Source organism: Ensifer sp. (genome assembly GCF_035999185.1).
In the GTDB taxonomy this organism is placed as follows: domain Bacteria; phylum Pseudomonadota; class Alphaproteobacteria; order Rhizobiales; family Rhizobiaceae; genus Ensifer.
This window is the reverse complement of the sequence record NZ_DASYHB010000197.1, coordinates 1-24,941: the sequence shown is the minus strand read 5'-3', so window position 1 is coordinate 24,941 and position 24,941 is coordinate 1. Positions and strand designations below refer to the sequence as shown.

Here is a 24,941-nt window from a genome sequence, read left to right as displayed (position 1 = left end):
CGGCAGCGCGGCCGGACAGGTCGCCTCATTAACCTTCGCATTGCCGAATTAACCATTTGTTAACCATTTCCTCGATACACCGAAGCAACGGAAAATTTACCAAGATGAACGATGTGTTAACCGAATCCCGGCCGATCCGCCTCAAGGGGCGTTCCTTCCTTGCGCTCGCACTGACGCCAGAATTGCCCTTCGAGGACTGGCTTCAGCGACTGGACGATCTTGCCTCACGTTCCGCCGGCTTCTTCCTGCGGCGCCCGGTCGTGCTCGACGTCAACGATCTCGACATCGATCGCCAGCAGTTGCGCGATCTCGTCAGTCAGCTCACCACGCGCAATGTCCGCATCATGGGCATCGAAGGCGCTCGCCAGTCGCTGCTCGGCGCCGACCTGCCGCCGGCGATGAACGACGGGCGCCCGGCGGCCGACTTCGAAGCCAAGATGGCAGAACAGGCCGAAAAGGCCGACAGCCCGGAAGCAGACGTCGAAGCGGTCATCGCGACCGATCCGGTTGCGGCCAAGGTGACACCCTCGATCGTCGTCACCCAGCCGGTGCGCTCCGGGCAGTCGCTGTTCTTCCCCGAGGGCGACGTGACGGTCATCGGTTCGGTTGCCTCGGGCGCCGAAGTCGTTGCCGGCGGATCGATCCACATCTACGGGGCGCTTCGCGGCCGGGCGATGGCGGGCACGACGGGCAATGCCTCTGCGCGGATTTTCTGCCGCAAGCTCGAGGCGGAACTGATTGCGATCGACGGCTTTTACAAGACCGCCGACGACATGGAGCAGAACTTGCGCGGCAAGTCCGTGCAGATCTGGCTCGACGGCGAAGCGCTCAAGGCGGGCACGCTCGGCTAGGGCGACACAAGGAAGAGAGCGGATGGTTGTCGTCCGCATCAGGTGATTCGGGCCGATCCGGCCGGGGTCATAAGGACGTAGGCGAAGGCGAATTCCTAGATACTTGGAGAGACGTATGGGCAAGGTAGTGGTAGTTACATCGGGCAAGGGCGGCGTCGGCAAGACGACGTCCAGCGCCGCATTGGGTGCAGCACTTGCGCAAAATGGCGACAAGGTTGTCGTCGTGGATTTTGACGTCGGTCTGCGCAATCTCGACCTCGTCATGGGCGCGGAACGTCGCGTCGTCTATGATCTGGTCAACGTGATCCAGGGCGAAGCGAAGCTGTCGCAGGCGCTGATCCGCGACAAGCGCGTGGAGACGCTTTACCTGCTGCCGGCCTCGCAGACCCGCGACAAGGACAACCTGACGCCGGAAGGCGTCGAGAAGGTCATCGCCGCCCTGCAGAGCGCCTTCGACTGGGTCATCTGCGACAGCCCTGCGGGCATCGAACGCGGCGCGACGCTCGCCATGCGCCACGCGGATATCGCCATCGTCGTGACCAACCCGGAAGTCTCTTCCGTGCGCGATTCCGATCGCATCATCGGCCTGCTCGATTCCAAGACGCTGAAGGCCGAGAACGGCGAGCGCATGGAAAAGCACCTGCTGCTCACCCGCTACGACCCGGTGCGTGCCGAACGCGGCGACATGCTGAAGGTCGACGACGTCTTGGAAATCCTGTCGATCCCGTTGATGGGCATCATTCCGGAAAGCGCCGACGTGCTGCGGGCTTCCAACGTCGGTTCACCGGTCACACTGGCGGACGGCCGCTGCGCCCCGGCGCTCGCCTATTTCGACGCGGCGCGCCGGCTGAAAGGCGAAACCCTGCCGATCACCGTTCCCGGTGAAAAGCGCAGTTTCCTCGGCAAGATTTTCGGAAGGAAGGCGGCATGAACCCGTTCCGTTTCTTTTCCCGCTCCCAGTCAGCGCCAGCCGCCCGCGAGCGGCTGCAGGTGTTGCTGGCCCATGAGCGCGCATCCGCAGGCGATTCCGATCTCGTCACCAAGCTGCGCGACGAAATTCTGAAGGCGATCTCCAAGCACATGCAGATCGACGACGACAAGGTCCGCGTCACGATGGAGCGCGGCCCCCAGGTCTCTACGCTCGCTGTCGATATCGAGATCCCCTTCGACGCAAAGAAGGCGGCCTGAGAGCCGCCAGCAACGTCATAGCCGACGTTCTTCAACCTGCTCAGCCGGACGATATCTTTGCGGATCTCGTCCGGCTTTTTCGTTGGAACATCAAAACTCCGGCGCGACGCCGAAGACCAATTCCACCTTTTCACCCGTCATGTTGAAATACTGATGGTCGAAGCCCGCCGGGATGTAGAAGCCATCACGCGGATTGAGCTCGAACCAGACCTGGCCCTCGGCATCGGGTACGTGAATGTTGAGCGTGCCGGAGACGACGTAGAGGCATTCGTCGCCCTTGTGGCGCTCGATGCCGCTGCGTTTGCCCGCAATCAGCGTCGTCTTGCCGACGGTCAGCTGGTCGGTCGCGCAGTAGAGGCCGGTATAGGCGCCCTGTGTCTGCTGATCGAGGCTAAAGAGCAGATCGGCATCGCGCATCGGATGGATCGTTCTCGCCTTGCGCTGCTCCTCCGCCGCCATCGGCCAGCGGCCGATGAACTCGCTCTGGCCATACCGCGACTGCTCGATCTCGAGATAGGGCTTGGTGCGCGCATAGGGACCGGACGTGCCCTTGGCCGGCGGCGGCGCGAAGAACTCCAGCACCCGAACCTGATCGTTGCCAAGGTTGAAGCCGTGGTGCCAGGTGTCCTTGCGGAAGAACAGCACCTCGCCTTCGCGCGCGACGCAGAATTCGCCGGTCTGAGGATTGGCAAGGCCGAGCGTGCCGCTCAGCACATAGAGAACCTCATCCGCACCGAAGATCGTACGGAAGGCTTCTGTGTGTTTGAAGCAGCCGCCGGGCTGCATGCCGAAGACGATCTGGTGGATGCTTTCCGTCGAGGCATAGATCCAGTCGTCGACGAGGCCGGCATTCTCCTCGCCCCAGAGGTGCCGCGTGACGCTGCCATAGGGGATGTGCGTGGGACGATCGAAGACGGGACGGGGAGACGGTTTGTAGCCCATCGGAAAACTCCTTGGTTTTGCGCGTCAGGCGCGCTTAGGGGATGTGCGCGAAGCGCACTATTTCGGGGATGGCGGCGCGTGCGTGCGCTCCAGCAGGCGTGCGGTGACGGCGCGCTTCATCTCGGGGTCGAGGTGCATGACGTTGAAGACCTCCGCCAGCCACATGCCCTCGACCGCCAGTCGCGTGATCGTCGCCTCGACCGGGTCGAGGCCGTCGTTCTCGACGGCCGCCTGGCAGCGGATGTTCTGCTGTCGCACGATTTCCAGAAGGTCGGGAAAATTCGAAAGCGCGGCGGTGATGCTGGCGCCCAGGCGGTCATACTGATCGCCGGTGCTTGTGGCCTCGCCGAGCGTCGCACGCACATAGGCGCGGGTGTAGCGGCCATGCGGGTCTTCGTCCTCGGTTTCGAGCCCGGAGAGACCGGTCTCGAACCGAAAGACGAAACGCTCGACCATCGCCCTTACCAGCGCATCCTTGCTGGCGAAGTGGTAGAGGATGCCGCCCTTGCTGAGGCCAGTTTGCTCCGCCACTTCGTCGAAGGTCAGGGAGGATACGCCCTTGCCGACGACGATCGCCTCGGCGGCGGTCAGGATGCGGTCACGTGCGGTTTCGCGTTTTGTCATGTCAGTACAACCCGGTGTTGAAGATGTCGCCCTGCTATAGCCGTGAACTTTCCTTGAGGCGACCGACGATCTCAGCCATCAGGGCAAGGTCTTCGCGCGAGTCGGCAAGCGTCGTCTTCGGTCTCGTGCCGTTGGTAAGGTGGTCATGGAACGCGCGCAGCTCGACTGCGAAGGGATCGGTGTAATCGGGGCCGAAGGTGCGCGTTTCGGTTTCGGTATCGGTGCTGTCGATCACTTCGAGTGACGTCGGCAGGTTGCGGATATAGGGCGTGTCGTAGCTGACGCGCAGTTGGCGGCGATCCGACAGCACCTCGATGCGCGCGTCGAAACGGGCGACGTTGTCGATCATCGCTTCGTAGATCGCGGTAAAGTGGCCGTAGTCGAAAAGCGCGACGATGGATTCGCCGTTGCATTTGTGATGGGCGGCAATCACCCGCTTCGGCAGGCCGATCAGTTCGCGCATCGCCGAAAGGCTGTGCGACGATAGCCCGGTCAGCACCTGATAGGCCCGCATCAGATCGGCAGGCGCATCCTCACCGACCACCTGTTTCAGGAGTGCCGTCGTCTCAGCCCGGGATTTGGCAAGGAACGCCTGATCGAGATCCGAGGGATAGAAGATGTTGCGCGTCTGGCGAATGAAGAACGGGCCTTCGCAGATGATGTCGCGGACGCGGACGTAACGCACGTCGCCCTGCGCCGGCATCATCGCCTTGGCCCGCAGGAAGCTTGGTGAGTAGCGCCGCATATAGGCGACGAAGAGCAGCCGGTCGGCCTCCTCGGCCAGCGGCGCGACGGCATCGATCTCGCCGAGCGTGAGGCAGGCGGGCTTTTCCAGGAAGACGTGTTTTTTCGCCTTCAGCGCCATCTGCAGATAGAAGCTGTGGGTCTGATCGGGCGTCAGGATAAAGACCGCGTCGATATCCGGCGAAGAGACGAGCGCCTCCGCGGTTTCGAACTTCTTCGCAACCGGATAGCGCTCCGAGCAATAGGCCGTCAGGCTCGGCGAGACGTCATAGACGCCGGCGATTTCGAACAGATGGCGATGATCGGCGAGAATCGGCAGATGCATGAGCTGGCTGACCTCGCCAAGCCCGATCAAACCAACACGAACGACACCCATGGAAGTACCCTTTCCGCCTCGTAGAGAGGCCATTTCAACCCTTCACCGCGCCCGCCGTCAGGCCGGAGACGATGTGTTTCTGGAAAATCAGCGCAAGAACGATGAGCGGCACCGTGACGATGGTCGAAGCGGCCATGATCGCCCCATAGGGGAATTCGTAGCGGCTCGATCCGGAGATGAGCGCGATCGCCACCGGCACCGTGCGGTTCTCGTCGGTCAGAATGAAGGTCAGCGCGAACATGAACTCGTTCCACGACGCGATGAAGGCGAGCAGCCCGGTCGAGATCAGCGCCGGCCTCATCATCGGCAGGAAGATGCAGCGCACGATGCGCAGCGGCGAGCAACCGTCCATGATCGCCGCCTCCTCGATCTGCTTCGGCAGGTCGCGCATGAAGGTCGTCAGCACCCAGATGTTGAAGGGCAGCGTGAAGATCATATAGGCGAAGATCAAGGACCCGATCGTGTTGTAGAGCCCGAGCCAGCGGATCATTTCGAAGAGGCCGGAGAGCAGTGCGATCTGCGGGAACATCGAGACGCCGAGCACCAGAAGCATGATCGGCGAGCGGCCGCGGAAATCGATGCGGCCGAGCGCGTAGGCCGCCCCGACCGCGAGCAGCAGCGACAGCGCCACGACCGAAAAGGCAACGATCAGCGAATTCAACAGCGAGCGCAGGAAGACACCGTCCGAAAGGATCGCAGCGTAATTGTTGAACTTCAGGTCCGGAAAGAAGGTCACGTCGAAGATCGCCTGGCCCGATTTCAGCGACGACGCGATCATCCAGTAGAAGGGAAACAGCGTGTAGAGCGCCACGATACAAAAGAGGGAGTAGATCGCGATCCTGTGCAGCTGCTTGCCGGTGTTGCTCCTGACCATGTCACACTCCCATGAGGCGGCGATTGAGACGAAACACCGTGACGTAGATGGCGGTCACCAGCGCAATCATCAGGAAGACGGCGGTGCTTGCGGCCGAGCCGACGCCCATGTCCTGGAAATTGACCAGCACCTCACGGGCATAGATCGAGACGGTCTTGGTGTCGTCGCTGTTGGAGGACAGTACGAAGCTGAGGTCGAACATGCGCAGGGCATCGAGCAGGCGGAAGAGCACGGCGACCGCGATGCTCGGCGCCAACAGCGGCAGGGTGAGCGAGGTGAACTGCTTCCATGCCGGCACGCCATCGATCGAGGCTGCCTCGTAGATGCCGCGGGGAAGCATCGACAGACCCGCCAGGATCAGGAGCACCATGAAGGGCGTCGTTATCCAGACGTCGACCGCGATGATCACAGGCATGACCAGCGCCGAGTTGGCGGTCCAGGCAACGCCGGTGTCGATCAAACCCGCCATCTTCAGCACATGGTTCACGATGCCGAACTGGTCATGCAACATCCATTGCCACATGCGGGCGCTGACGACGACCGGGATCGACCAGGGGATGAGGATGATCGCCCGCATCATGCCGCGCCCGGCAATGTGCGAATTGAGAAGCAGCGCGATCGTCAGGCCGAGCACCGTCTCGATCGAGACCGAGATGACGGTGAAGTAGAGCGTGTTGCGGACCGACTGCCACCACAGCGGATCCTCAAACAGCGCCCGGTAATTGTCGAAACCGACATAGCCGTAGAAGTCCGGCTCGGTCAAAAGCGCATCGGTGAAGGAAAACAGGAACGTGCGGCCGAGCGGCCAGAGCGCCACGCCGGTCAGGACCAGAAGGCTTGGGGCGAGAAAGAGCCAGGCGGTGCGAACGCGCGCCTGTCGCAATCCTGTCGATCTTGTACCAGCCATCATCGCCTCACACCCCAGCAGCCGTGAGTGCCGCGTCGTCGGCGCCGAAGATGTGTGCCTTCGACGTCAGCCAGCCGACGGAGATGTCGGCATTCGGCGCGAGATCGGGCCTGCCCTGCACCTTAAGCACAAGCGACTGCCCATTGCCGAGACGCGCATGCACGAGTGCCTCGCCGCCCAGCGGCTCGACAAGCTGCACTGTTGCCGGCAAGCGAATATCGCCACCGTCCAGCATCAAGTCTTCCGGCCGGATGCCGACGCTCACCTTTCCTTCGTAGGCGTAGCGTCCGAGGCCATGTGCGACATTAAGCACGTCGAGGCGGCTCGTTCCCCCGCCATTGACCAGGGCGCCCGGCAAGAAGTTCATGCGCGGGGCACCGATGAAGCCGGCGACGAACTTGTTGGCCGGCCGCTCATAAAGTTCCATCGGCGTGCCGACCTGCGAGATATGGCCGTCTTTCAAGACGACGATCCGATCGGCAAGCGTCATCGCTTCCAACTGGTCGTGTGTCACATAGACGGTGGTGGCTTTGAGCTCGCGATGGATGCGGGCGATCTCAACGCGCATCTCCATACGCAGATCGGCATCGAGGTTTGAGAGTGGCTCGTCGAACAGGAAAAGCTTCTGCGAGCGCACCAGCGCCCTGCCGATGGCGACGCGCTGCTGCTGGCCGCCGGAAAGCTGCGCCGGACGCCGCTCCAGCAGGTGCTCGATCTTCAGGAACCGGGCGACCTTTGCCACCCGCTCCTTGATCTCGCCGGCGGCAAGCCGTGCTGTCTCCAGCGCGAAGCCGAGATTGCGCTCGACGTTCATGTGCGGATAGAGCGCGTAGGACTGGAACACCATGGCAATGCCGCGGCGCGCCGGTGGCGTCTCGTTCATGCGTTCCCCGCCGATCTGCAGCTCGCCGTCGGAGATCTCCTCGAGCCCCGCGATCATCCGCAGCAGCGTCGACTTTCCGCAGCCGGACGGGCCGACGAAAACGACGAACTCGCCCTCTCCGACCGTAAGGTTGACCTTGTCGATTACGGTCAGCGCGCCGAAGCGTTTGACGACATTGGTAAGAGCAATTCCACTCATGGGCGCACCGTTCGGTTGGCAGATCTTTTTGCTAGTGCTGCGACGCCGATGGCACAGGCCGCATCACCCAGGAGGCTTGGGACGATCGGCATGTCGCGTGCTCCCTCGGCCCAAATGAAAGGCCGCGTCAGCGCCGCAAGCCGCGCGTTGACCGCCGGATCGCCGCCGATCCCGCCGCCGAGAATGAGTATCGTCGGGTCGAGCGTGTTGACGAGCTGACCAAGATAGGAGGCAAGCGACGAAAGCGCGTCGGCCACCATGCGAGCGGCCCGCGGGTCGCTGGCCTCCGCTTCGAAAAGTTGCAGAGCGCTTGCGTCCGCACGGCCGATCATTCGGCTGTAGCGCTCGCCCAACGCCTTGCCGCTTGCAAAAAGCTCAAGGTTGTGGCGGACCTCCTGGTCCTGGCTTTCCCCGGCAAAGACAACGAGATCGCTGCCGGAAAAATGGATCGCAAAACCACGGGCGCCGGCATAGGGCGTTCCGCCGATGACCAGCGAATGCGAGAGCCCGGTCGAAATCGTCACATAGACGAAGGGGTCGGCATCCGCACCGGCGCCGATCCAACCCTCGGCGAAGGCCGCGGCGCGCACGTCGCTGTCAATGTGCAGCGGCCCGAACGCGCCGAGGCGCCCGTGATAGTCGAGACCGCGCCAGTCGAAATTCCAGGCGGAGGCCGGCTCGCCGCTGCCTGTGACCAGCTCCGGCAGGCAGACGCCGAGACCGATTGCCTCGACGCCAAGCTCTTCGCCTTTGCGGCAAATGCTTTCCGCGAGCGATGCCACCAGGTCCAGCACGGCGGCACCGCCCTCCTGGCAGGGGGTCGGCTCGGTGCGCTCGGCGATCACGGCACCGTCGCCGAGACGAACAAGGCATGCCTTGGTCTTCGTTCCCCCGACATCGATTCCGATGGCGTGCAGGCTCATCAGCGCGCTCCCCACTCACCGGCTGCATCGGCATCGGCGTAGAGTTCGGCGCTCCGGCATTCGATCGCGATCGTGGCGGGCCAGCTCGGATCATAGGCGCCCGCACGCGTCAGGCGATAGAAAGCATGTCGCTTGCCTTCGCCCCAGACGACCATCGCCACCGCTCTCGATTGCTCGGCGATCGAGCCGACGCCGATGGTCACGCCATGCGAGGGGACGTCGTCGATGCCCGTAAAATCCGGGAACGTCGCGAGATTGTCTCGCCGCGTCTGTTCGGCAAGAGCAACGATGCGCGTGCGGCTGTCGCGGGCAGAGCCCGGCGGATTGAAGGCGATGTGGCCATCGCCGGCGCCAGAGGCGAGCAGGAAGAGATCGATGCCGCCGGCGGCAGCGATGCGCTCATCGTAGCCACCAGGCGCGTCGATGTCAGGCATCCAGAAGTTTTCATCCGGAATGTGAAAGTTGGCCGGCAGCGCCGCATTGATGCGGCCGACGATTTCGCGCTCGCCGAAGCCCCGGCAGGAATAGTGGGCGGCGGCCGGTGGCGGGGAGAAACCGCCACCTTCGGCGGGACGCAGATATTCGTCCATCATGACGATGATCAGCCGGGAACAATCAACAGGCTCTTTTGCCAGAAGACGACCGAGGGCCTGATAGACCGGCAGAGGGCTACGCCCCCCTGGGCAGCCAAGAACATAGTTTCGTCCTTCAGCGCCTGCCGTACGGACCCCGGTAATGATCCGTGCCGCAAGGCGTTCGCCGATGGCGTCAGGCGTGGCGTGGATCTCGACCTTCATGCGCCGGCCCCATTCAGGAGCCGCGAGACGAAGTCAAAATTGCGCCTTGCGATCGTTTCCGGCGTATCGGGATGGTTCAGCGCCAGATCCTGCTCGACGACCAATGGGCCGTCGTAACCGGTCTCACGCAAAGCCGAAACGAACGCGGCGATGTCGACCACGCCGCGATCGAGATCGGTCATGATGCCCTCTTCGAAGGCGCGATCCGAGTGAATGCCCTCGGAGAGCACCCGTTCGCGGAAAGCACCGTCGACATTCTTCAAATGAACGGAGTTGACGCGATCACGATGGCGCCGGAAGAAGGCGATCGGGTCGGCCTTCCAATAGGCATGGTGGCCGGTATCGAGGCAGAGGCCGACGAGATCGGGGTCGGTATCGGCGAGCAGCCGCTCGATCTGGCCCTCGAGCTCGACGCAAGTGCCGACATGCGGATGGAAGCTGAACTGCAGCCCGTGGCTGCGGGCAATGGCGGCGGATTGGTTCGTCTGATCGACAACGGCGCGCCAGCCGGCCTCGTCAACCACACCCATACGGTCCTTCGGGTAGAACTCCGACTCGTCCATCAGGATGAAGTGCGTGCCGCCGGCCGCCGCGAGCAGCTTGCAGATCGCTTGTGTCTTTTCCTCGAGCAACGGCCACGACGCGGCATCGGCAAGCGTGTGCACATGAGCCGCCGCGACGACCGTGAGATCGCGACTTGCGAGTTCGGACGAAAGCACCGCGACGTCGGTCGAAAAGTAGCCATAGGGGCCGAGCTCGGTATGGCGATATCCGGCCCCACGAATGCGGTCGAGATAGTCCGTCCAGGCAAGGTCATTCCCCTGAGGCCAATAGATGCCCCAGCAGCACGGTGCGATCGCAATATTCACGTTGGTTTCCTCGATCGAATGTTGGCAGGCCCGCCTTGGCGGGCCTGTGTAAGTTACGACTTACCAGCCACGCGCCTTCAGGCGTTCCAGGTCGCTGCCGACCTTGGTCAGCGCGTCCTCGGCACTTTCCTTGCCGCTCAGTACGTTGTGCACGCCGTTGAAGATCCGCTGCGAAACGCGATTGTAGGAGGCGCCCGTCACCTGCGAGGGACGCGAGGCGCTTTCGGCATAGGCCTTTTCGGCGAAGGCCAAGGACGGATTAGCGGCGAGAATGTCCTTGTCCTCGTAGAGCGCCTTCAGGGTCGGGCTATAGGCCTGCAGCGCCCGGCGCTTCTGCTCCTTCGCGCCCGTCAGGTAGCGCACCAGGCTGACCGCGGCGTCGACGTCGTCGGCATATTTCGAGACGCCGAGAAGACCCGCGCCATAGCAGCCACTCGATTTTTGCCCTTCCGCACCCACCGGCAGCGCCATGACGCCGATTTTGCCACGGAGCGAGGAGTCCTGCGCCTGGGTGGTTCCCCAGACATAGCTCCAGTTGCGATGGAAGACGGAGTTACCGGCTTCAAAGACACCGCGCGAACCCTCTTCGTCGTAGTTCAGAACGCCTTCGGGACTGATGGTGTTGATCCAGGAATGGGCAAGATCGAGCGCCTTGACGGCTTCCGGATTGTTAGCAGTGATCGTGCCATCGGGCGCGATGAAATTGCCGCCGCCGAAGGAGGCGACCCATTCGAGCGCGTCGCAGGTCAGGCCCTCATAGGCACGTCCCTGCCAGACATAGCCCCACATATCAGGGCTTCCGGCTGCGCGCTCCTTGCCCTGGATAAACTTCGCCGTTTCGGTCAGCTCCTGCCAGGTTTTCGGCTCGGCTTTGCCGTATTTTTCGAGCAGGTCCTTGCGATAGAACATCAGGCCGGCATCGACGAACCAGGGCATGGCCAGCAGCTGGCCGTTGATGGTCGCGTCCGCGAGCGAGGATTCGAAGTGGGCCGAGACTTCCTCGGCCGGCACCTTTTCGCGCAGGTCGACCAGATGCGGCGCCAGTGTCCCGACCCAGATATTGTCGAGCGTCAGCACGTCGACGTCACCGGACTTGCCGGCGAGCAGCTGCTGGTAGAGCGGCAGCGCCTCTCCCCAGTTGGCCGGCATCTTGTTGATCTTGACGGTGTTGCCGGTTTCCTTTGCCCAGGCCTCGGAGGCCGACTGGCAAAGCTCGAGCTCGGCACCTGCCGAGCTGCAGAAAATCGACACTTCCGCCGCAGCTGCGGGCATAGCGGCAAAAACCACACCGGCCATGGCGGCCGCCTTGAAGCACTTCATCCAACGCATTCTCGTCTCCTCCCCAGAAAACGCTTGTTGCGATCAGCGATGATCAAACTACTATACCGTCCAGACGGTACAGTAAAGTGAAAATTCGCGGAACTGCGGTGCCATCGGAGACCTGACCATGTCCGGCCGGTTTCGAGGGATGGCGCCCGCATTTCAGACGCAGGTGGCCGGGGAGGATTGTTGTGGAGACGACCGTCATGTCGACGAGCGATTGGAAAGCAGGCACTCAAACGGACGCAGCGCAAAAGCGCCCGTGCGACATGAGGGAGCTGAAGGGAATGTTCGCGTCGAGAGCGCTCAAGCTTCCAAAGCAACTCGAGCAGATAGCTCTGATAGCGCTGGCAAAGTCGTAGCTCATCGCCTTCGGCAGCGCCCGTTCGATCGCGCGCGCCTGTTCCGTTTCGCCGACGACGGTCGCCCGCTTTGCGACCGTCATCGGCTTCAACGACTTCCGTGACCTGAAGGCGTTCTTTCAACAGCACCTGCGAAACGCGCGGATGGTATCGTCCTCCCAATAGAGGACGCCAACGCGCCGACGCTCAGGCCGCCTGCTGCGGCAGCGGCCCGACATAGAGCGAACGCGGCCGGATAAGGCGACCTTCCAGCGCCTGTTCGCGTGCGTGGGCGATCCAGCCGACGGTTCGGCCGATCGCGAACACGCCGGTGAAGGCTTCGCGCGGGAAGTTCAGCGCGTCGAGCAGCAGGGCCGTGTAGAACTCCACATTGACGTCGAGCGGACGGTCGGGCTTGCGCTTCTTCAGCATGGCGAGCGCCGATTGCTCGACCGCTTCGGCCAATTGAATGCGATCGCGGTTTGCCTGGTCGGCGACGACCAGTTGCTTCAGTGCGCCTTTCAGCGCGTCGGCGCGGGGATCACGGACACGATAGACGCGGTGGCCAAAGCCCATCAGCCGTTCGCCGTGATCGAGCGCTTCAGCAAGCCAGGTTTCCGCATTCTGCGGTGACCCGATCGCATCCAGCATGTCCAGCACCGGTCCGGGCGCGCCGCCATGAAGCGGCCCCTTGAGCGCGCTGATCGCGGCAAGTACCGAGGACGTGAGACCGGCTTTGGTGGAGGCGACCACGCGCGACGCAAAGGTCGAGGCATTGAGACCGTGATCCGAAATCGTCACCAGATAGGCGTCGAGGGCCGTCACCTCTTCCTGGCTTGGCACCTTTGCGCCGAGCATTGCCAGAATATCGGCAGAATGGGAAAGCGCCGGCGTCGGCGCGACTGGGCTCTCGCCCTTCTTCATGCGCAGCGCAGCCGGCAGGAAGACAGCGGGGGCGGCCAGCAAGTGCAGAGCCGTATCGAGATCCTCTCCATCCGGAAGCCGGGCGATCAGCGCACGCATGATGTCGACCGGCGGCAGTGCCAGCAACGCGTCGTCGATCGCGGGGACGTGAGCGAAAACCTCCACTCGCTTTTGCCCGAGGCGCTTCGCCAGCTCGACCCGATCCGGCGTCGGCCCAAGCAACCCCTCGAACAACAGGGCGACGACATCCTCGTAGCGTACGTAATCCACCAGACGATCGAGCGAAACGCCGCGAATGATCAACTGGCCAGCCTCGCCGTTGACATGGGAGAGCTGCGTTTCGGCGGCAACGACATCTTCAAGTCCGTTCTTCATCATCATGTTTCTCCTTTGCGGGAGAAATGATCCGACCTGGTTCTATTGACGTCAATCTTGATGTAATTGATCAATATGAAAACGCTCTGGATCACCGCCGAAGAGGCGCTTGCCCGCCTCGGCAGCAAGCGGCAAACGCTCTATGCCAATGTCAGCCGCGGGCGCATCCGCGCAAAGCCCGACCCGTCCGATCCGCGGCGCAGCCTCTACCAGTCCGATGACGTCAACCGTCTGGCCGAACGCCATGCCGGGCGACGCCAAGCCGCCGTCGTCGCGGCCGAGGCGATCCGTTGGGGAGAGCCGGTGCTCACCACGACGATTTCGAGCATTGCCGGCGGCAAGCTGTTTTATCGCGGGCATGACGCGATCGCGCTCTCTGAAAAGGCATCGCTGGAAGAGACCGCCGCATTCCTTTGGCAAAGCCCTGAGATCATTGCCATTCCCGCCGGTGAAGCTGCCGCCGGCCGGACCCGGCTCGCCACCACATTTGCGCTTCTTGCCGGGCGGATCGACACTGATCTGCCGGCGCTCGGCCGCCGGCCCTTGATCCTCAAGTCGGAGGCCGCCCTTGTGCTGGCAACGGTGGCGGCGGGCCTAGCGCCATCACGTGAGCCTTTGCCGCTGCACGAAAGGCTCGCTGTGGGGTGGGCGAGGCCTGAGGCAGCAGATCCGATCCGCCGATGTCTGGTACTAGCCGCCGAACACGAGCTCAACGTTTCGGCCTTTGCGGCCCGCGTCACCGCCTCTTCGGGCGCTGCCCTATCCGCCGCCACGCTTTCGGGGCTTGCGACACTCACCGGACCGAGACACGGCGGCGCCTGGCTGAGCGTCACGCGACTGGCCGAGCAGGCAGCCTCGGCAGGCGTCCGCGAAGCAATCCGCGACATGCTCTCTTCGGACGGTGTCGTCAGGGCCTTCGGGCACCGGCTCTATCCGGCCGGCGACCCACGCGCCAAGGCGATCATGGCAAGCTTCGACGTGCCGCCGCTCTACATCACGCTTGCCGAAGCCGGCGAGGAACTGCTCGGCGAACCGGCCAATCTCGACTTTTCCCTTGCGGCGCTCGCTGCCGCATTCGATCTCCCTGAGGATGCGCCCCTCGTCATTTTCGCGCTCGCGCGCACCGTCGGCTGGCTCGCCCACGCCATGGAACAGGTGGAGAGCGGCGAATTGATCCGGCCACGGGCGCATTACGCCGGATCTTAGTTCTCCGTCCGGCCCCTCGCCGTGGTGCGCCGAAAGAATATCGGATATTCGCACGCAGATGTACGATTATTAAATAATGTTAATGAAGCAATCATCAGGCGATTTCCGAGGAAATATTACACCTTATTAACATGACCGCCGCGCACGGAAGTATTACTTTGTTCTTGTGGCTGAATATTGCCGGCGACCGCCTCGGCCGTGACGCGACAATAGAAGACAGCCTTGTTTGGAAGCCTCCCAAGCTTCCTTGAATTCAAGGAGATGCAGATATGCGCTCGCTTCTCAAGACCACAACCATCGCAACCCTCACCCTCGTGCTGCTTGGCGGCGGGGCCTTTGCCGCCGACCACCACGACTTTGGTCGCGACAACGACCGGGGCGCCTACAACGGCGACTACTATCAGGGCATTTTCGGCCCGGATGACATGACGAGCCCGGCCGTGCCGATGGTGAGAGTCCACATGGCTTCCACACGGCTCGATCGTGTTCTTGGCGAGCTCAGGGCGGACAACCGCCAGATCAATGCCGACCGCGCCGATGGCAAGTTGACCGCTGCAAGCTACAACAGGCTTGAACGCGAGGACGCAACCGTGCGGGCCCAGGCGATGAAGACCGCTGCCGCTCACAACGGCATGCTGCCTGGTCAGTCCTATGCACGGCTTCAGGGCGAAGTTCGTCATCTCGACCGGGACATTGCCCGGATGGCCTGACCGTCAACTTGGCTCGCCCTCGGTGAGTCCATTTCCGGCGGCCGGCCCTGCCCGGTCGGCCACCGGTTCCCTCAACCAACCAATGCCTCGCACAAACCGGGACGACGGCACCTCGCTGCGGCAGAAGTCGTGCGGTCGCCAGCCATCGAAAGGAACAGGATCATGTCAACCATTCTCAAGGGGTACCGTGCTGCCGCCCTTCTCGGTGCGGCCGTGATCATCGCGCCTCTGTCCGTCGCAGCCTTTGCAACGAACAACGTCGCGGCCGCCGCCGCACCGGCACCGGCACTCGCCACGGCGCCGGGCTCTGCCGGTTCGTTCGCGCCGGTCGTGTCGGCCGACAAGCCCGCCGTCGTCACCATCACCACTGTGATCAAGGCGGAAAATGCCGGTAGCGACGCGGCGGCGCCCTCTGGCGGCGGATCGCCTTTCGACGAGCAGTTTCGCCAGTTCTTCCGCGAACAGGGCATTCCCATGCCGGATCAGGCACCGCAGCAACAGCAATCCCAGCGCGCAGAAGCCCTTGGTTCCGGCTTCGTCGTCAGCGCTGACGGCTATATCGTCACCAACAACCACGTCATCGACAAGGCGCAGCGCATCACCGTGACCCTCGATGACGGAAGCCAGGTGCCCGCCAAGCTCATCGGTGCCGACCCGAAGAATGACCTGGCTGTCATCAAGATCAAGCCGGCGGCGCCGCTTGCCACGGTTTCCTGGGGCGATTCCGACACGTTGCGGGTCGGGGACCAGGTGCTGGCGATCGGCAACCCGTTCGGCATCGGCACGACGGTGACATCCGGCATCGTCTCGGCACGTGGTCGGGATCTGCACAGCGGCCCCTATGACGACTTCATCCAGATCGATGCGCCGATCAATCACGGCAATTCCGGTGGCCCGCTGGTCGACGCCAAGGGCCAGGTGGTCGGCATCAACACGGCGATCTATTCGCCCAATGGCGGCAGCGTCGGGGTCGGCTTTGCCATTCCATCCGACCAGGCGCAAAAGGTCGTCGCCAAGCTGATGAAGGACGGTTCGATCGAACACGGCTTCATCGGCGTGCAGATCCAGCCGGTAACGGCCGATATCGCCGATGCCATCGGCCTCGGCAAGCCCCAGGGCGCGCTCGTCGCCGACGTCAACGGCGGAACGCCTGCCGCGAAGGCGGGCCTCAAGGCTGGCGACGTTATCACAGCCCTTGGCGGCAGCCCGGTCAAGTCACCGCGCGACCTGTCGCGCATGGTAGCCGACCTTTCACCCGGCACAGCACAGAACCTGAGTATCTGGAGAACCGGCAAGAGCAAGAATGTGTCGATCACCATCGGACGCAACACCGGCGATCAACAGTAACGGCCTGTCGGCCAAATCACACCCGACATCCTCCGCCTGCCCGGTCACACCACGACCGGGCAGGGCTTTCTGCCGATCGGCGCGGTCAGGCCGCGAGCGTTTCCATCCGGTTCTGCTCACGCCATGCGACGGGGCTTAAGCCGGTGACGCGGCGGAACTCGCGATTGAAGTTCGACTTCGTCTGGAAACCGGATTCGAGCATCGCCGCAGTGACGGTCATATCGGTCTCGCGCAGCAGCCGGCAGGCCTCGGCGATCCGGAAATCGTTGATGTATTGGGAGACATTCTTGCCCGCGAGCCTGTTGACCGCGGCGGATATCTGGCGAGCGGGCAGACGCGCGCGCCGCGCCAGTCGCGACAGAGTGAGGTTTTCATCGCGCGCCAGTTTCTGGCCGACGAGCAGATCATGGATATGGTCGAGAATTTCGCGGTCCTGCGACAGGTCGGGCGAAGCCTCTGCGACATCGGCGGTTGCTGCCGATTGCACCCGAGCCCGGTCGGCGACCAGCGCAGTCAGTCCGATGAAGAGCAAACCCAAAAGGTTCGCATTGCTGACCATGATGCCGATGTTCTCTCCCTTCGCCCATTCGAAATCGAGCACGATCGCGAGATCAAACAGCGCTGACAGACACAAAGAGACGGCGGCGATGATCAGGGCGCGGTGCGCAGCCTGAGCGCCTTCGAAACGCGCCTCGCCCAACGCATCGACGCCGGGGCGCGCCAGGTTCAGGAGGATCAGCGCGTATCCGACATATTGGGCGATCAGCAGCGCATCGATCGGTCCCTGCCTCAGCACCACCAGCGCCGCGATAACCAGGGGCGGAACTCCGTGTATCCACACTGCACCGAGGGACGCGCGATCATCACCGCCAATCAATCTGTGGAAGCTCGCCAGAACGAGAGGGGGTACCCAGCTTGCCAGGATCGGCAAGACGAAACGCAGTTGTTCGATCTCATAGCCCCAGCGCAGGCCGACGACCACGGACTGGAGGGCACAAAGGGCGACCAGTGCCAGGAACGGCCGGTTGCGCTCGACTGGATCGTCGCCGTGCAGCAGCAGCACGAGCAAAACCAGGAGCATCGCGGCAACGACGAAGGGCAGCGGCAGGAAGATCAAGGCAGGTCCTTTGGCGGGCAAATCACGCAGTCAGATCAGGCACGTCACGGGACCCATCTTCGCCCAGATCGCGATTCGGGACGACCTCAATCACGATCGAGGACGCCGAAAGGCCCGCCGAGCGCGACGATCGGCCGTCCTTTCAACACAGCGAGATGCCCATGCCCCTTCTTCAATTTGTCCCAGTCGCCTTCTTCGTTGCAAGCCTTGCCGCCTCCGCACAGGCAAGCGATGTCGGCGTGCGCGAAATCAAAATCCCTGCGCCCAAACGCGGTACCGAGCTCAACGTCACCGTCTGGTATCCAGCCAAGGCTGGAGGCGAGCCTGTCCTTGTCGGCGACAACCGGATCTTCAAAGGTACGTCCGCTTCGAAGAACGCCCCCTTTCGAGACGGGCGGTATCCGCTGGTGGTCGTGTCGCACGGGTCGGGTGGGCGCATCGACGCGGTGAGCTGGCTCGCGACGGAGCTCGCCGCAGCGGGCTTCATCGTTGCCGGCCCCAATCACCCCGGCTCCACCAGCGGAAATTCGCTGCCTGCCGAGACGCCGAAGCTGTGGCAACGCACGGAGGATCTTTCGGCCGTCATCGACATGTTCACCACCAGCGCCGAATGGAACGCCGCCATCGAAGCCGATCGGATCGGTGTGCTTGGCTTCTCGCTGGGGGGAGCGGCCGCGATGGAGATATCGGGGGCAAGAGCGGACCTCGAGGCCTATGCCCGGTACTGCGACAGCTACAAGAAATGGGATTGCGCCTGGTATACCGGCGGCAGGGGTTATGTCGACGACGCGCCCGTGACTGTCGATAAGGTCGATCTGCGAACGATCGACAAGGTGCGCTTCGAGCAGTCGAACCGCGATCCGCGCATCAAATCGGCGGTGCTGGTCGAACCGGGCCTTGCCCAGGCCTATACGCAGGAAAGCTTGAAGACGCTCGCGATCCCGATGCAATTCATCAACCTCGGGAGCAAGGAGACGATCCCGCTCGCCGTCGCGTCCGAACCGCTGGCGGCACAGACGCCGCAAGGTTCGTACGCCGCAATCGCCGGAGCGGACCATTTCAGCTTCCTGCCGGAGTGCAAGGAAGGTGCGGCCGAGTTGCTCAAGTCCTTCGGCGAAGTCGACCCGATCTGCAACGCTACCGAGCGGCCGCGTGCCGACATCCACGCCGACATCAGTAAGCTGACCCTCGAAGCCCTGAAGAAAACCCTGGCTGATCGATAACGTCTGCCGCACCGATTGCAGGGCGACGACCGCCGCCCTGCAATCGGGCAAATCAGAAGACAAGTGGAGGATCAAGTGGCGGAGCGCGCGGCGCCTACGGCTGGAGAAAATCCAGAAGCGCCGCGTTGAAGGCCGATGCCGACTCGACGTTGACGATATGCCGACCCGGCAACGACACATGCCGCCCGCGCTGCACGCGCGCTGCGATCGCTTCGAGGTCAGAAGGCGGACAGACCGGATCCGCGTCGCCGGAAATGGCGAGCAGTGGATTGGCGATCTCTGCGATGTCCCCGCGCAAGTCCGCACCCGCCAGGGCCGTGCAGCCGCCGATATAGCCATCGACCGAAGTGGCACCGAACCCCTCCAGTACGCGATCGACGGCTTTGGGATGGTTCGCCGCGAATTCAGCACTGAACCAACGCTCCGCCGTCGCCGCCCTCAAGGGCGAAAGGCCATCCGCCCTGACGCTGTCAATGCGGGCGGCCCAGCTTTCGGGCGTGCCGATCCGCGCCGCCGTGGCACAGACGACGATCCTGTCGAGACGCTTGCCGGCGTGAATGCCCAACCATTGTCCGGTCAGGCCGCCGATCGACAGGCCGCAGAAATGGGTGCGCTCGATCTCAAGCGCATCGAGCAGAGAGACCACATCGCTGCCGAGATCGGCGATCGTATAGGGCGGCGGCGGAGCCGAGGAGCGGCCGTGGCCACGACGATCGTAGCGCAGCACGCGGTAATGCGGCGACAGATCTGCGACCTGCGCATCCCACATCGTAAGGTCGGTGCCGAGCGAATTGCAGAAAAGCAGCCAGGGTGTATTGCCGCCTTGATCGCCGTCGATGCGATAGTGAAGCCGGTGCATTGGAAGGTCGAGATAAGCCATGAACAGGAACTCCGATGGAGAAAGCCGCCAGTCATGGCGGCTTCTAAGTTGCTGGCACCGCACCGCGTCTCTGGCGTCAGCGCGCTGCTGTAGGTAGATGCCCGACAGGGCGGGCTCAAGAGGGCGGCCGAAGCTCTCGCGATCCGGCCGCCATCGCCGTTCCCTAGGCCGTCGCCAACCGCGCGACCTCAACGCGGCGGGCGTTGCTGATCGCAAAGACAAGCATGGCGAGTGCCGAAATCGCCGCCGGAATGGCGAAGATCGCGAAATTCTGCTGCAGCGGAAATTCCTGCGCCAGGAGCACGCCGCCGAGTGTAGGGCCGACGATTGCGCCGATGCGGCCGACGCCCGAGGCCCACCCCAGCCCGGTGGAGCGAACGGAAAGATTATAGAGTTGGGCGACGCTGGCGTAGAGCAGGATCTGCGTGCCGATGGTCGTGGCGCCCGCGATAAACACCATCAGGAACAGAAGCGCCGGCGGCAGGCTGAAGCCGATGAGAGCGATCGAGAAGGCGGCTGCCACGAAAAAGCCGACCACCACCTTCGGCAGGCCGAAACGGTCGCCGAGCCAGCCACCGGCGATGGCGCCGACCATGCCGCCGAAATTGAGCGAGAACAGGCTGAGCAGGCTCGCCTTCTCGGCATAACCGGCCTCCTGCAGCACCTTTGGCAGCCAGGACGACAGCAGATAGACAAGCAGCAGGCAACAGAAGAAGGCAACCCAGAGCATGAGCGTGCGAAGCGTGCGCTGGTGGCGGAAGAGTTCCAGAACCGACGCCGAGGCGCCCTTCGTTTCGGAGAAGACCAGCCGGTCCGACGCGCCAAGTTTCGTGCTGGGATCGATCTTCGCATAGATCCGCTTGGCCTCTTCCTGCTTGCCCTGACGGATGAGGAAGCCGAGCGATTCCGGCAGCTTCCAGAGAATGACCGGCAAGAGGAGCAGCGGCACTGCGGCGATAAAGAACATCGGCTTCCAGCCATAGGACGGAATGAGGCCGATACCGAGACCGGCGGCGACCATGCCGCCGACCGAATAGCCGGAGAACATCAGCGCGACCAGAGTGCCGCGCAGGCGCTTCGGCGCATATTCGTTCATCAGCGCCACGGCATTCGGCATCAACCCACCGCAGCCGAGACCGGCAAAGAAGCGGAAGATCTTGAACTGCTCCGGCGAGCTGGCAAGGCCGGTCAAAAGGGTCGAGACGGTGAACAGCACGAAGCTGATGGCGATGCCCTTCTTGCGCCCAATCCGGTCGGCAAGCGGGCCGAAGATCAGCGCCCCGAACATCATGCCGAACAGCGCCCAGGCTTGTAGCGCACCGGCCTGGGGCTTGGTCAGGCCCCATTCCTTGATCAGCGTCGGCAGCACGGTGCCGGCGACGAAGACGTCGTAGCCGTCGACGATCAAAAGCAGCGCGGTCAGCGCCACCACCATCCACTGGAAGCGCCCGAGCGGGCTTCCGTCTATTGCCTCATTCACATCGATAGAGCGCATCATCTCCTCCCCAGGTCGTTGCGCGTTTCAGATAGGAGCCGTCAGCCGAGATCGCCGCCGGCGACCGGCAGCACGTTGCCGGTGATGTAAGAGGCCTCGTCCGAGGCCAGAAACAGAATGGGAGCCGCCTGCTCTTCGATGCTGCCGTAGCGTTTCATGAAGCTCGACTGCTTCACCTGCGCGACCACATCGCCCATCCAACCCTTCTCGGCGGCGCTGTCGCCTTCGGCATTGCGCGGGATGCGGCGCGGCGGCGCTTCGGTGCCGCCGGGCGCGGTGGCGACCACGCGGATGTTGTGGTCGGCAAGCTCCATCGCCAGCGACTGGGTGATGGCGTTGACGCCGCCCTTGGCCGCCGAATAGGGCACGCGGTGAATGCCGCGCGTGGCATTCGACGACACATTGACGATGGTGCCGCCGCCGCGGGCGAAAAGATGCGGCAGCACGGCGTGGCAGCAGTAGAGCGTCGGCATCAGCGAGCGGCGGATTTCCGCGTCGATCTGCGCCGGCTCGAACTCGGCAAAGGGCCGCATGCGGATCGCGCCGCCGACATTGTTGATCAGGATGTCGATGCCGCCGAATGTTTCCGCGGCAAAGTGCATGGCCGCGGCTGCTCCAGCGTGCGTTTCGAGATCCGCGACGAAAGCCGCCGCCCGATCACTGGCCGCCTCGGCAGCCACGTCGGCGACAAACTCGGCGCGATCGACGAACACCACCGTGCCGCCTTCGGCTACCGCCCGCAGCGCGACCGCGCGGCCGATCCCTTGCGCCGCGCCGGTGACGACGAGCACCTTGCCGGCAAAGCGACCGTCGAAGCGAGCCGCGCTCATGCCGCCTCCTTCGCCACAACGTTCGGCGTGAATTTTTCGTAGTGGAAGCTGTTGGGTTTCACGCCGGTGTCGTCGAGATGCTTGCGCACCGCATCGACCATCGGCGGCGGGCCGCAGAGATAGACATCGACATCACCGCCGTTCAGCAGGTCCCCCGGCATATGCTGGGTGACCCAGCCCTTGCGCGGATGACTGGAGGCGGCATCCGCAACGACCGTCGAGAAGGTGAAGTTGGGAAGCCGCTTCGTGTAGGCTTCGATGTGGTCGACCAGCACCAGATCGAGATCGCGGGTGACGCCGTAGATCAGATGCACCTTCTGGTAACGGTTCGTCTGGGCGAGTTGTTCGAGCATCGACAAGAACGGCGCGAGCCCGGTGCCGCCTGCGAGCAACAGCAACGGACGCTGGACCTCCCGCAGGTAGAAACTGCCGAGCGGACCTGTCAGTTCGAGTTTCGTGCCGACGTCGGCGCGCTCCAGCCACGTGCTCATGAGACCGCCCGGGATCTTCTTGATCAGGAAGCCGAGACGCGTCTCGCCCGGCGCTGAACTGAAGGAATAGGAACGGCTCTGGCCGCTGCCGGGCACGTCGATGTTGACGTATTGACCGGGCAGGAAGGCAGGAGCTGCGTCCGTGTCCAGTTCCAGCACGATCGCTGCATCGTTGTGCGGGATGATGCGTGCCACCGTGGCTGAGAACTTCTGCTGCCCGGTCTTGCAGGCGGCCGAGGTCGTCGGCACCGCAATCACGCAGTCGCTCGACGGCTTCATCTGGCAGGTCAGCACCAGTCCGCTCTCCGCCTCGTCCGAGGTCAGGGCATCGTCGATGAAATCGTCGCCGAGATCATAGGTGCCACTTTCGGCGCGGCATTTGCAGGTGCCGCAGACCCCGTCGGAACAGTCCATCGGCAGGTTGATCTTGTTGCGGAAGGCGGCGTCGAGCACCTTCTCGTCGTCCCGGCATTCGACGAAACGGGTCACCCCGTCCTCGAAATTCAAAGCGATCCTGTAGCTGACCATGGTTGTTCCTCCCATTCCTGTCCTGTCTGGCCTGTCCTGTCAGGCGCGGTCATCAGATGTGGTAGACGTCGATGACCTGGCGGATGTAGTCGTTCTTCAGCACGATCTTCTTGTGCGAGATCACCAGACCATCGCCGCTCTTTCGCAGCGTGACGAACATGGTGCCGAAGAAATGGTCGGTGACCTTGTAGCGGTGGTTGAGCGTGTGGAAGTTGTAGCGGACGTCCACTTCCTCGCCGCGATCGGCCACAAGCTCGACATTGCTGACGTTGTGGCTGGTGCGCGGCTCCGGCGTGGAGGCGCCCGAGCGTTCGGTCTTGATGCGGAAGACGCGATCTTCGAGGCCGTCGCGGCTTGGATAATAGATCAGCGAGATCTGCGATTGTGGATCCTCGGTCAGCTGATCGTCGTCGTCCCAGGCCGGCATCCAGTAGGTGACGTCGGGCGCATAGCACGTCAGCCATTCGTCCCATTGCCGGTCGTCGAGCAGGCGCGCTTCACGGTAGAGGAAGGCGCAGGCGGCTTCATAGGAGATGCTCATGCGACCGCTCCTTGTCTTTCGGAGGCAAGGGCTGCGCGCATCACCTTCGCCCAATATTCGTGCTGGCGGACGAACAGGCCCTCATCCTCGCTGCGCTCGCCCGAGAGCAACGGCTGAAGCCCCATGCGTTTGGCGTTCTCATCAGGACCGTCGATCCAGAGCGGCGCGCCGCGCGAAAGATCGTTCCAGAGCGCGGTGATGCCGGCATAGCCCTGTTGGCAGGCGCGGAATTCCTCAAGGTCGTCGGCCGTGCCCATGCCGGACACGTTGAAGAAATCCTCGTACTGGCGGATGCGCAGCGTCCGGTCTGCGGCGCTTTCGCCCTTGGGCGCAAAGCAGAAGATGCTGATCTCGGTCTTGTCGACGCTGATCGGGCGGGTGACGCGGATCTGGGTGCTGAACTGGTCCATCAGGAACACGTTCGGATAGAGGCAGAGGTTGCGGGTCTGGTTGACGATGAAATCCGCCTTCACCTCGCCGACACGCGCCTTGATCTCCTCGCGGGCGTGGAAGACCGGCCGGACCTCGGGGTTCATGGTGGTGGTCCAGAGCAGGATATGGCCATTGTCGAAACCGTAGACGCCGGCAATCGAGCGGCTCCAGCTCGAGGCGTCGACCGCCTTGGTGCCCTCCTCGTGGCGACGGCCCATGGTGGCCGAATAGTTCCAGTGGACGGAGCTGACATGATAACCGTCGCAGCCGTTCTCCATCTGCAGCTTCCAATTGCCGTCATAGATGTAGGAGGAGTTGCCGCGCAGCACTTCGAGGCCATCGGGTGCCTGGTCGACGATCTGGTCGATGATGACCTTGGTTTCGCCGAGGTAGTCTTCGAGCGACGAGACATCCGGGTTCAGGCTGCCGAAGAGGAAGCCGCGATAGCTTTCGAAACGGGCGACACGCTTCAGGTCGTGCGAACCGTCCTTGGCAAATTGCGGCGGATATTGCGTGGTCTTCTCGTCCTTCACCTTCAGAAGCTTGCCGGTATTGGAAAAGGTCCAGCCGTGGAAGGGACAGGTGAAGCTGCCCTTGTTGCCGTGCTTGCGGCGGCAGAGCATGGCGCCGCGATGGGCGCAGGCGTTGATGACCGCGTGCAGTTCGCCCGTTTTGTCGCGGGTGACGACGACGGGCTGCCGGCCGATGGTGGTGGTGTAATAGTCGTTGTTCTCGGGGATCTGGCTCTCATGGGCGAGATAGACCCAGTTGCTCTCGAAGATGTGCTTCATCTCCAGTTCGAAGAGGTCCTCGTTGGTGAAGATGTCGCGGCGGCAGCGGAACGCGCCGGCCTCATGATCGTCCTCGACGGCGGTGGCGAGCAGGTCGTCGAGGGCTTGGGCTTTGTCGATAACTGCGGACATGGTTCTTCTCCCGCAAACGGCTGATCCGTGCTCGGCTCTAGCGATTGCAACAATGTCGGTGGCAAGGGGCGGCGGCTCGGTC

Annotated in this window: 25 protein-coding genes and 1 pseudogene; 8 read left to right on the top strand and 18 right to left on the bottom strand. The window is 63.2% G+C overall.

Going from position 1 to position 24,941, the window contains the following annotated elements; translation table 11 throughout:
• The first annotated feature begins 104 nt into the window (after positions 1–104).
• The 3 genes from minC to minE all read left to right on the top strand — a co-directional run bounded on the left by minC (position 105) and on the right by minE (position 2,039).
• A complete protein-coding gene (gene minC, locus VGO04_RS26560; RefSeq protein ID WP_327498955.1) occupies positions 105–851 on the top strand; it encodes a septum site-determining protein MinC in 747 nt (248 codons plus the stop codon).
• A gap of 115 nt (positions 852–966) precedes the next feature.
• Positions 967–1,782: a septum site-determining protein MinD gene (gene minD, locus VGO04_RS26555; RefSeq protein ID WP_065778264.1), complete on the top strand. Its 816-nt coding sequence runs from the start codon at positions 967–969 to the stop codon at positions 1,780–1,782.
• The gene (minE, locus tag VGO04_RS26550) at positions 1,779–2,039 is read left to right on the top strand and encodes a cell division topological specificity factor MinE (RefSeq protein WP_327498954.1); all 261 of its coding nucleotides are present in this window, start codon (positions 1,779–1,781) and stop codon (positions 2,037–2,039) included. The genes minD and minE overlap by 4 nt, the downstream gene beginning before the upstream one ends.
• A gap of 90 nt (positions 2,040–2,129) precedes the next feature.
• Here the strand turns inward: minE and VGO04_RS26545 are convergent, their stop codons facing one another.
• The 10 genes from VGO04_RS26545 to VGO04_RS26500 are packed head-to-tail and all read right to left on the bottom strand — an operon-like array spanning position 2,130 to position 11,505.
• Complete coding sequence (locus VGO04_RS26545; RefSeq protein WP_327498953.1) at positions 2,130–2,981, bottom strand: cupin domain-containing protein; 852 nt, start codon at positions 2,979–2,981, stop codon at positions 2,130–2,132.
• A 57-nt stretch (positions 2,982–3,038) separates the two neighbouring features.
• Positions 3,039–3,605 carry a TetR/AcrR family transcriptional regulator gene (locus tag VGO04_RS26540; protein WP_327498952.1) on the bottom strand — a complete coding sequence of 189 codons (567 nt, stop codon included), beginning with the start codon at positions 3,603–3,605 and terminating at the stop codon, positions 3,039–3,041.
• 34 nt (positions 3,606–3,639) lie between these two features.
• On the bottom strand, positions 3,640–4,725 hold the full coding sequence (locus VGO04_RS26535; RefSeq protein WP_327498951.1) for a Gfo/Idh/MocA family oxidoreductase: 1,086 nt from the start codon (positions 4,723–4,725) through the stop codon (positions 3,640–3,642).
• 34 nt (positions 4,726–4,759) lie between these two features.
• The gene (locus VGO04_RS26530; protein ID WP_327498950.1) at positions 4,760–5,599 is read right to left on the bottom strand and encodes a carbohydrate ABC transporter permease; all 840 of its coding nucleotides are present in this window, start codon (positions 5,597–5,599) and stop codon (positions 4,760–4,762) included.
• Between the two features lies 1 nt (position 5,600).
• Positions 5,601–6,506, bottom strand: coding sequence for a sugar ABC transporter permease (locus tag VGO04_RS26525; protein WP_327498949.1), 906 nt, complete (start codon positions 6,504–6,506; stop codon positions 5,601–5,603).
• 7 nt (positions 6,507–6,513) lie between these two features.
• Positions 6,514–7,587, bottom strand: a complete 1,074-nt coding sequence (locus tag VGO04_RS26520) for a sn-glycerol-3-phosphate ABC transporter ATP-binding protein UgpC (protein WP_327498948.1) — start codon at positions 7,585–7,587, stop codon at positions 6,514–6,516.
• Entirely contained in the window at positions 7,584–8,510 is a 927-nt protein-coding gene (locus tag VGO04_RS26515) for an ROK family protein (RefSeq protein WP_327498947.1), read from the bottom strand. Before VGO04_RS26515 ends, VGO04_RS26520 begins: the two co-directional genes overlap by 4 nt.
• On the bottom strand, positions 8,510–9,307 hold the full coding sequence (locus VGO04_RS26510; protein ID WP_327498946.1) for a hypothetical protein: 798 nt from the start codon (positions 9,305–9,307) through the stop codon (positions 8,510–8,512). Before VGO04_RS26510 ends, VGO04_RS26515 begins: the two co-directional genes overlap by 1 nt.
• A complete protein-coding gene (locus VGO04_RS26505; RefSeq protein ID WP_327498945.1) occupies positions 9,304–10,176 on the bottom strand; it encodes a sugar phosphate isomerase/epimerase in 873 nt (290 codons plus the stop codon). Before VGO04_RS26505 ends, VGO04_RS26510 begins: the two co-directional genes overlap by 4 nt.
• 60 nt (positions 10,177–10,236) lie before the next feature.
• Entirely contained in the window at positions 10,237–11,505 is a 1,269-nt protein-coding gene (locus VGO04_RS26500) for an ABC transporter substrate-binding protein (protein WP_327498944.1), read from the bottom strand.
• A gap of 356 nt (positions 11,506–11,861) precedes the next feature.
• Between VGO04_RS26500 and VGO04_RS26495 the strand changes: the two genes are divergently transcribed.
• Positions 11,862–12,023: a hypothetical protein gene (locus VGO04_RS26495; protein ID WP_327498993.1), complete on the top strand. Its 162-nt coding sequence runs from the start codon at positions 11,862–11,864 to the stop codon at positions 12,021–12,023.
• Between the two features lie 21 nt (positions 12,024–12,044).
• On the opposite strand, the gene VGO04_RS26490 is transcribed toward VGO04_RS26495, so the two are convergent.
• Entirely contained in the window at positions 12,045–13,136 is a 1,092-nt protein-coding gene (locus VGO04_RS26490) for a citrate synthase/methylcitrate synthase (protein WP_327498992.1), read from the bottom strand.
• 75 nt (positions 13,137–13,211) lie between these two features.
• Here VGO04_RS26490 and VGO04_RS26485 point away from each other — a divergent pair, with 75 nt between their 5' ends.
• The 3 genes and pseudogenes from VGO04_RS26485 to VGO04_RS26475 form a co-directional block, all read left to right on the top strand.
• Positions 13,212–14,342 (top strand): citrate synthase, encoded by a 1,131-nt coding sequence (locus VGO04_RS26485; RefSeq protein ID WP_327498943.1) that lies wholly within the window; start codon positions 13,212–13,214, stop codon positions 14,340–14,342.
• 269 nt (positions 14,343–14,611) lie between these two features.
• Complete coding sequence (locus tag VGO04_RS26480; protein WP_327498942.1) at positions 14,612–15,052, top strand: hypothetical protein; 441 nt, start codon at positions 14,612–14,614, stop codon at positions 15,050–15,052.
• Between the two features lie 162 nt (positions 15,053–15,214).
• Positions 15,215–16,396 (top strand): annotated as a pseudogene (locus VGO04_RS26475) (Do family serine endopeptidase); the annotation flags it as partial.
• A gap of 88 nt (positions 16,397–16,484) precedes the next feature.
• Here the strand turns inward: VGO04_RS26475 and VGO04_RS26470 are convergent.
• Complete coding sequence (locus VGO04_RS26470) at positions 16,485–17,516, bottom strand: AraC family transcriptional regulator (protein WP_327498941.1); 1,032 nt, start codon at positions 17,514–17,516, stop codon at positions 16,485–16,487.
• 161 nt (positions 17,517–17,677) lie between these two features.
• Here VGO04_RS26470 and VGO04_RS26465 point away from each other — a divergent pair, with 161 nt between their 5' ends.
• Positions 17,678–18,739 carry an alpha/beta hydrolase family protein gene (locus VGO04_RS26465; RefSeq protein ID WP_327498940.1) on the top strand — a complete coding sequence of 354 codons (1,062 nt, stop codon included), beginning with the start codon at positions 17,678–17,680 and terminating at the stop codon, positions 18,737–18,739.
• A 94-nt stretch (positions 18,740–18,833) separates the two neighbouring features.
• Here VGO04_RS26465 and pcaD read toward each other — a convergent pair whose 3' ends face one another.
• From pcaD to VGO04_RS26435, 6 genes are all read right to left on the bottom strand, one after another.
• Positions 18,834–19,619, bottom strand: a complete 786-nt coding sequence (gene pcaD / locus VGO04_RS26460; protein ID WP_327498939.1) for a 3-oxoadipate enol-lactonase — start codon at positions 19,617–19,619, stop codon at positions 18,834–18,836.
• A 163-nt stretch (positions 19,620–19,782) separates the two neighbouring features.
• Entirely contained in the window at positions 19,783–21,117 is a 1,335-nt protein-coding gene (locus VGO04_RS26455) for an MFS transporter (protein ID WP_327498938.1), read from the bottom strand.
• A gap of 38 nt (positions 21,118–21,155) precedes the next feature.
• Positions 21,156–21,944, bottom strand: coding sequence for a benzoate diol dehydrogenase BenD (gene benD, locus VGO04_RS26450; RefSeq protein WP_327498937.1), 789 nt, complete (start codon positions 21,942–21,944; stop codon positions 21,156–21,158).
• On the bottom strand, positions 21,941–22,963 hold the full coding sequence (benC, locus tag VGO04_RS26445) for a benzoate 1,2-dioxygenase electron transfer component BenC (RefSeq protein ID WP_327498936.1): 1,023 nt from the start codon (positions 22,961–22,963) through the stop codon (positions 21,941–21,943). The genes benD and benC overlap by 4 nt, the downstream gene beginning before the upstream one ends.
• A 52-nt stretch (positions 22,964–23,015) precedes the next feature.
• The gene (gene benB / locus VGO04_RS26440; RefSeq protein ID WP_327498935.1) at positions 23,016–23,504 is read right to left on the bottom strand and encodes a benzoate 1,2-dioxygenase small subunit; all 489 of its coding nucleotides are present in this window, start codon (positions 23,502–23,504) and stop codon (positions 23,016–23,018) included.
• Positions 23,501–24,859 (bottom strand): Rieske 2Fe-2S domain-containing protein, encoded by a 1,359-nt coding sequence (locus VGO04_RS26435; protein WP_327498934.1) that lies wholly within the window; start codon positions 24,857–24,859, stop codon positions 23,501–23,503. The genes benB and VGO04_RS26435 overlap by 4 nt, the downstream gene beginning before the upstream one ends.
• Positions 24,860–24,941 lie beyond the last annotated feature (82 nt).

Coding starts and splice junctions, on each gene's coding strand:
- minC (WP_327498955.1), top strand. CDS start 105: ATGAACGATGTGTTAACCGAATCCCGGCCGATCCGCCTCAAGGGGCGT.
- minD (WP_065778264.1), top strand. CDS start 967: ATGGGCAAGGTAGTGGTAGTTACATCGGGCAAGGGCGGCGTCGGCAAG.
- minE (WP_327498954.1), top strand. CDS start 1,779: ATGAACCCGTTCCGTTTCTTTTCCCGCTCCCAGTCAGCGCCAGCCGCC.
- VGO04_RS26545 (WP_327498953.1), bottom strand. CDS start 2,981: ATGGGCTACAAACCGTCTCCCCGTCCCGTCTTCGATCGTCCCACGCAC.
- VGO04_RS26540 (WP_327498952.1), bottom strand. CDS start 3,605: ATGACAAAACGCGAAACCGCACGTGACCGCATCCTGACCGCCGCCGAG.
- VGO04_RS26535 (WP_327498951.1), bottom strand. CDS start 4,725: ATGGGTGTCGTTCGTGTTGGTTTGATCGGGCTTGGCGAGGTCAGCCAG.
- VGO04_RS26530 (WP_327498950.1), bottom strand. CDS start 5,599: ATGGTCAGGAGCAACACCGGCAAGCAGCTGCACAGGATCGCGATCTAC.
- VGO04_RS26525 (WP_327498949.1), bottom strand. CDS start 6,506: ATGGCTGGTACAAGATCGACAGGATTGCGACAGGCGCGCGTTCGCACC.
- VGO04_RS26520 (WP_327498948.1), bottom strand. CDS start 7,587: ATGAGTGGAATTGCTCTTACCAATGTCGTCAAACGCTTCGGCGCGCTG.
- VGO04_RS26515 (WP_327498947.1), bottom strand. CDS start 8,510: ATGAGCCTGCACGCCATCGGAATCGATGTCGGGGGAACGAAGACCAAG.
- VGO04_RS26510 (WP_327498946.1), bottom strand. CDS start 9,307: ATGAAGGTCGAGATCCACGCCACGCCTGACGCCATCGGCGAACGCCTT.
- VGO04_RS26500 (WP_327498944.1), bottom strand. CDS start 11,505: ATGCGTTGGATGAAGTGCTTCAAGGCGGCCGCCATGGCCGGTGTGGTT.
- VGO04_RS26490 (WP_327498992.1), bottom strand. CDS start 13,136: ATGAAGAACGGACTTGAAGATGTCGTTGCCGCCGAAACGCAGCTCTCC.
- VGO04_RS26485 (WP_327498943.1), top strand. CDS start 13,212: ATGAAAACGCTCTGGATCACCGCCGAAGAGGCGCTTGCCCGCCTCGGC.
- VGO04_RS26480 (WP_327498942.1), top strand. CDS start 14,612: ATGCGCTCGCTTCTCAAGACCACAACCATCGCAACCCTCACCCTCGTG.
- VGO04_RS26465 (WP_327498940.1), top strand. CDS start 17,678: ATGCCCCTTCTTCAATTTGTCCCAGTCGCCTTCTTCGTTGCAAGCCTT.
- pcaD (WP_327498939.1), bottom strand. CDS start 19,619: ATGGCTTATCTCGACCTTCCAATGCACCGGCTTCACTATCGCATCGAC.
- VGO04_RS26455 (WP_327498938.1), bottom strand. CDS start 21,117: ATGATGCGCTCTATCGATGTGAATGAGGCAATAGACGGAAGCCCGCTC.
- benD (WP_327498937.1), bottom strand. CDS start 21,944: ATGAGCGCGGCTCGCTTCGACGGTCGCTTTGCCGGCAAGGTGCTCGTC.
- benC (WP_327498936.1), bottom strand. CDS start 22,963: ATGGTCAGCTACAGGATCGCTTTGAATTTCGAGGACGGGGTGACCCGT.
- benB (WP_327498935.1), bottom strand. CDS start 23,504: ATGAGCATCTCCTATGAAGCCGCCTGCGCCTTCCTCTACCGTGAAGCG.
- VGO04_RS26435 (WP_327498934.1), bottom strand. CDS start 24,859: ATGTCCGCAGTTATCGACAAAGCCCAAGCCCTCGACGACCTGCTCGCC.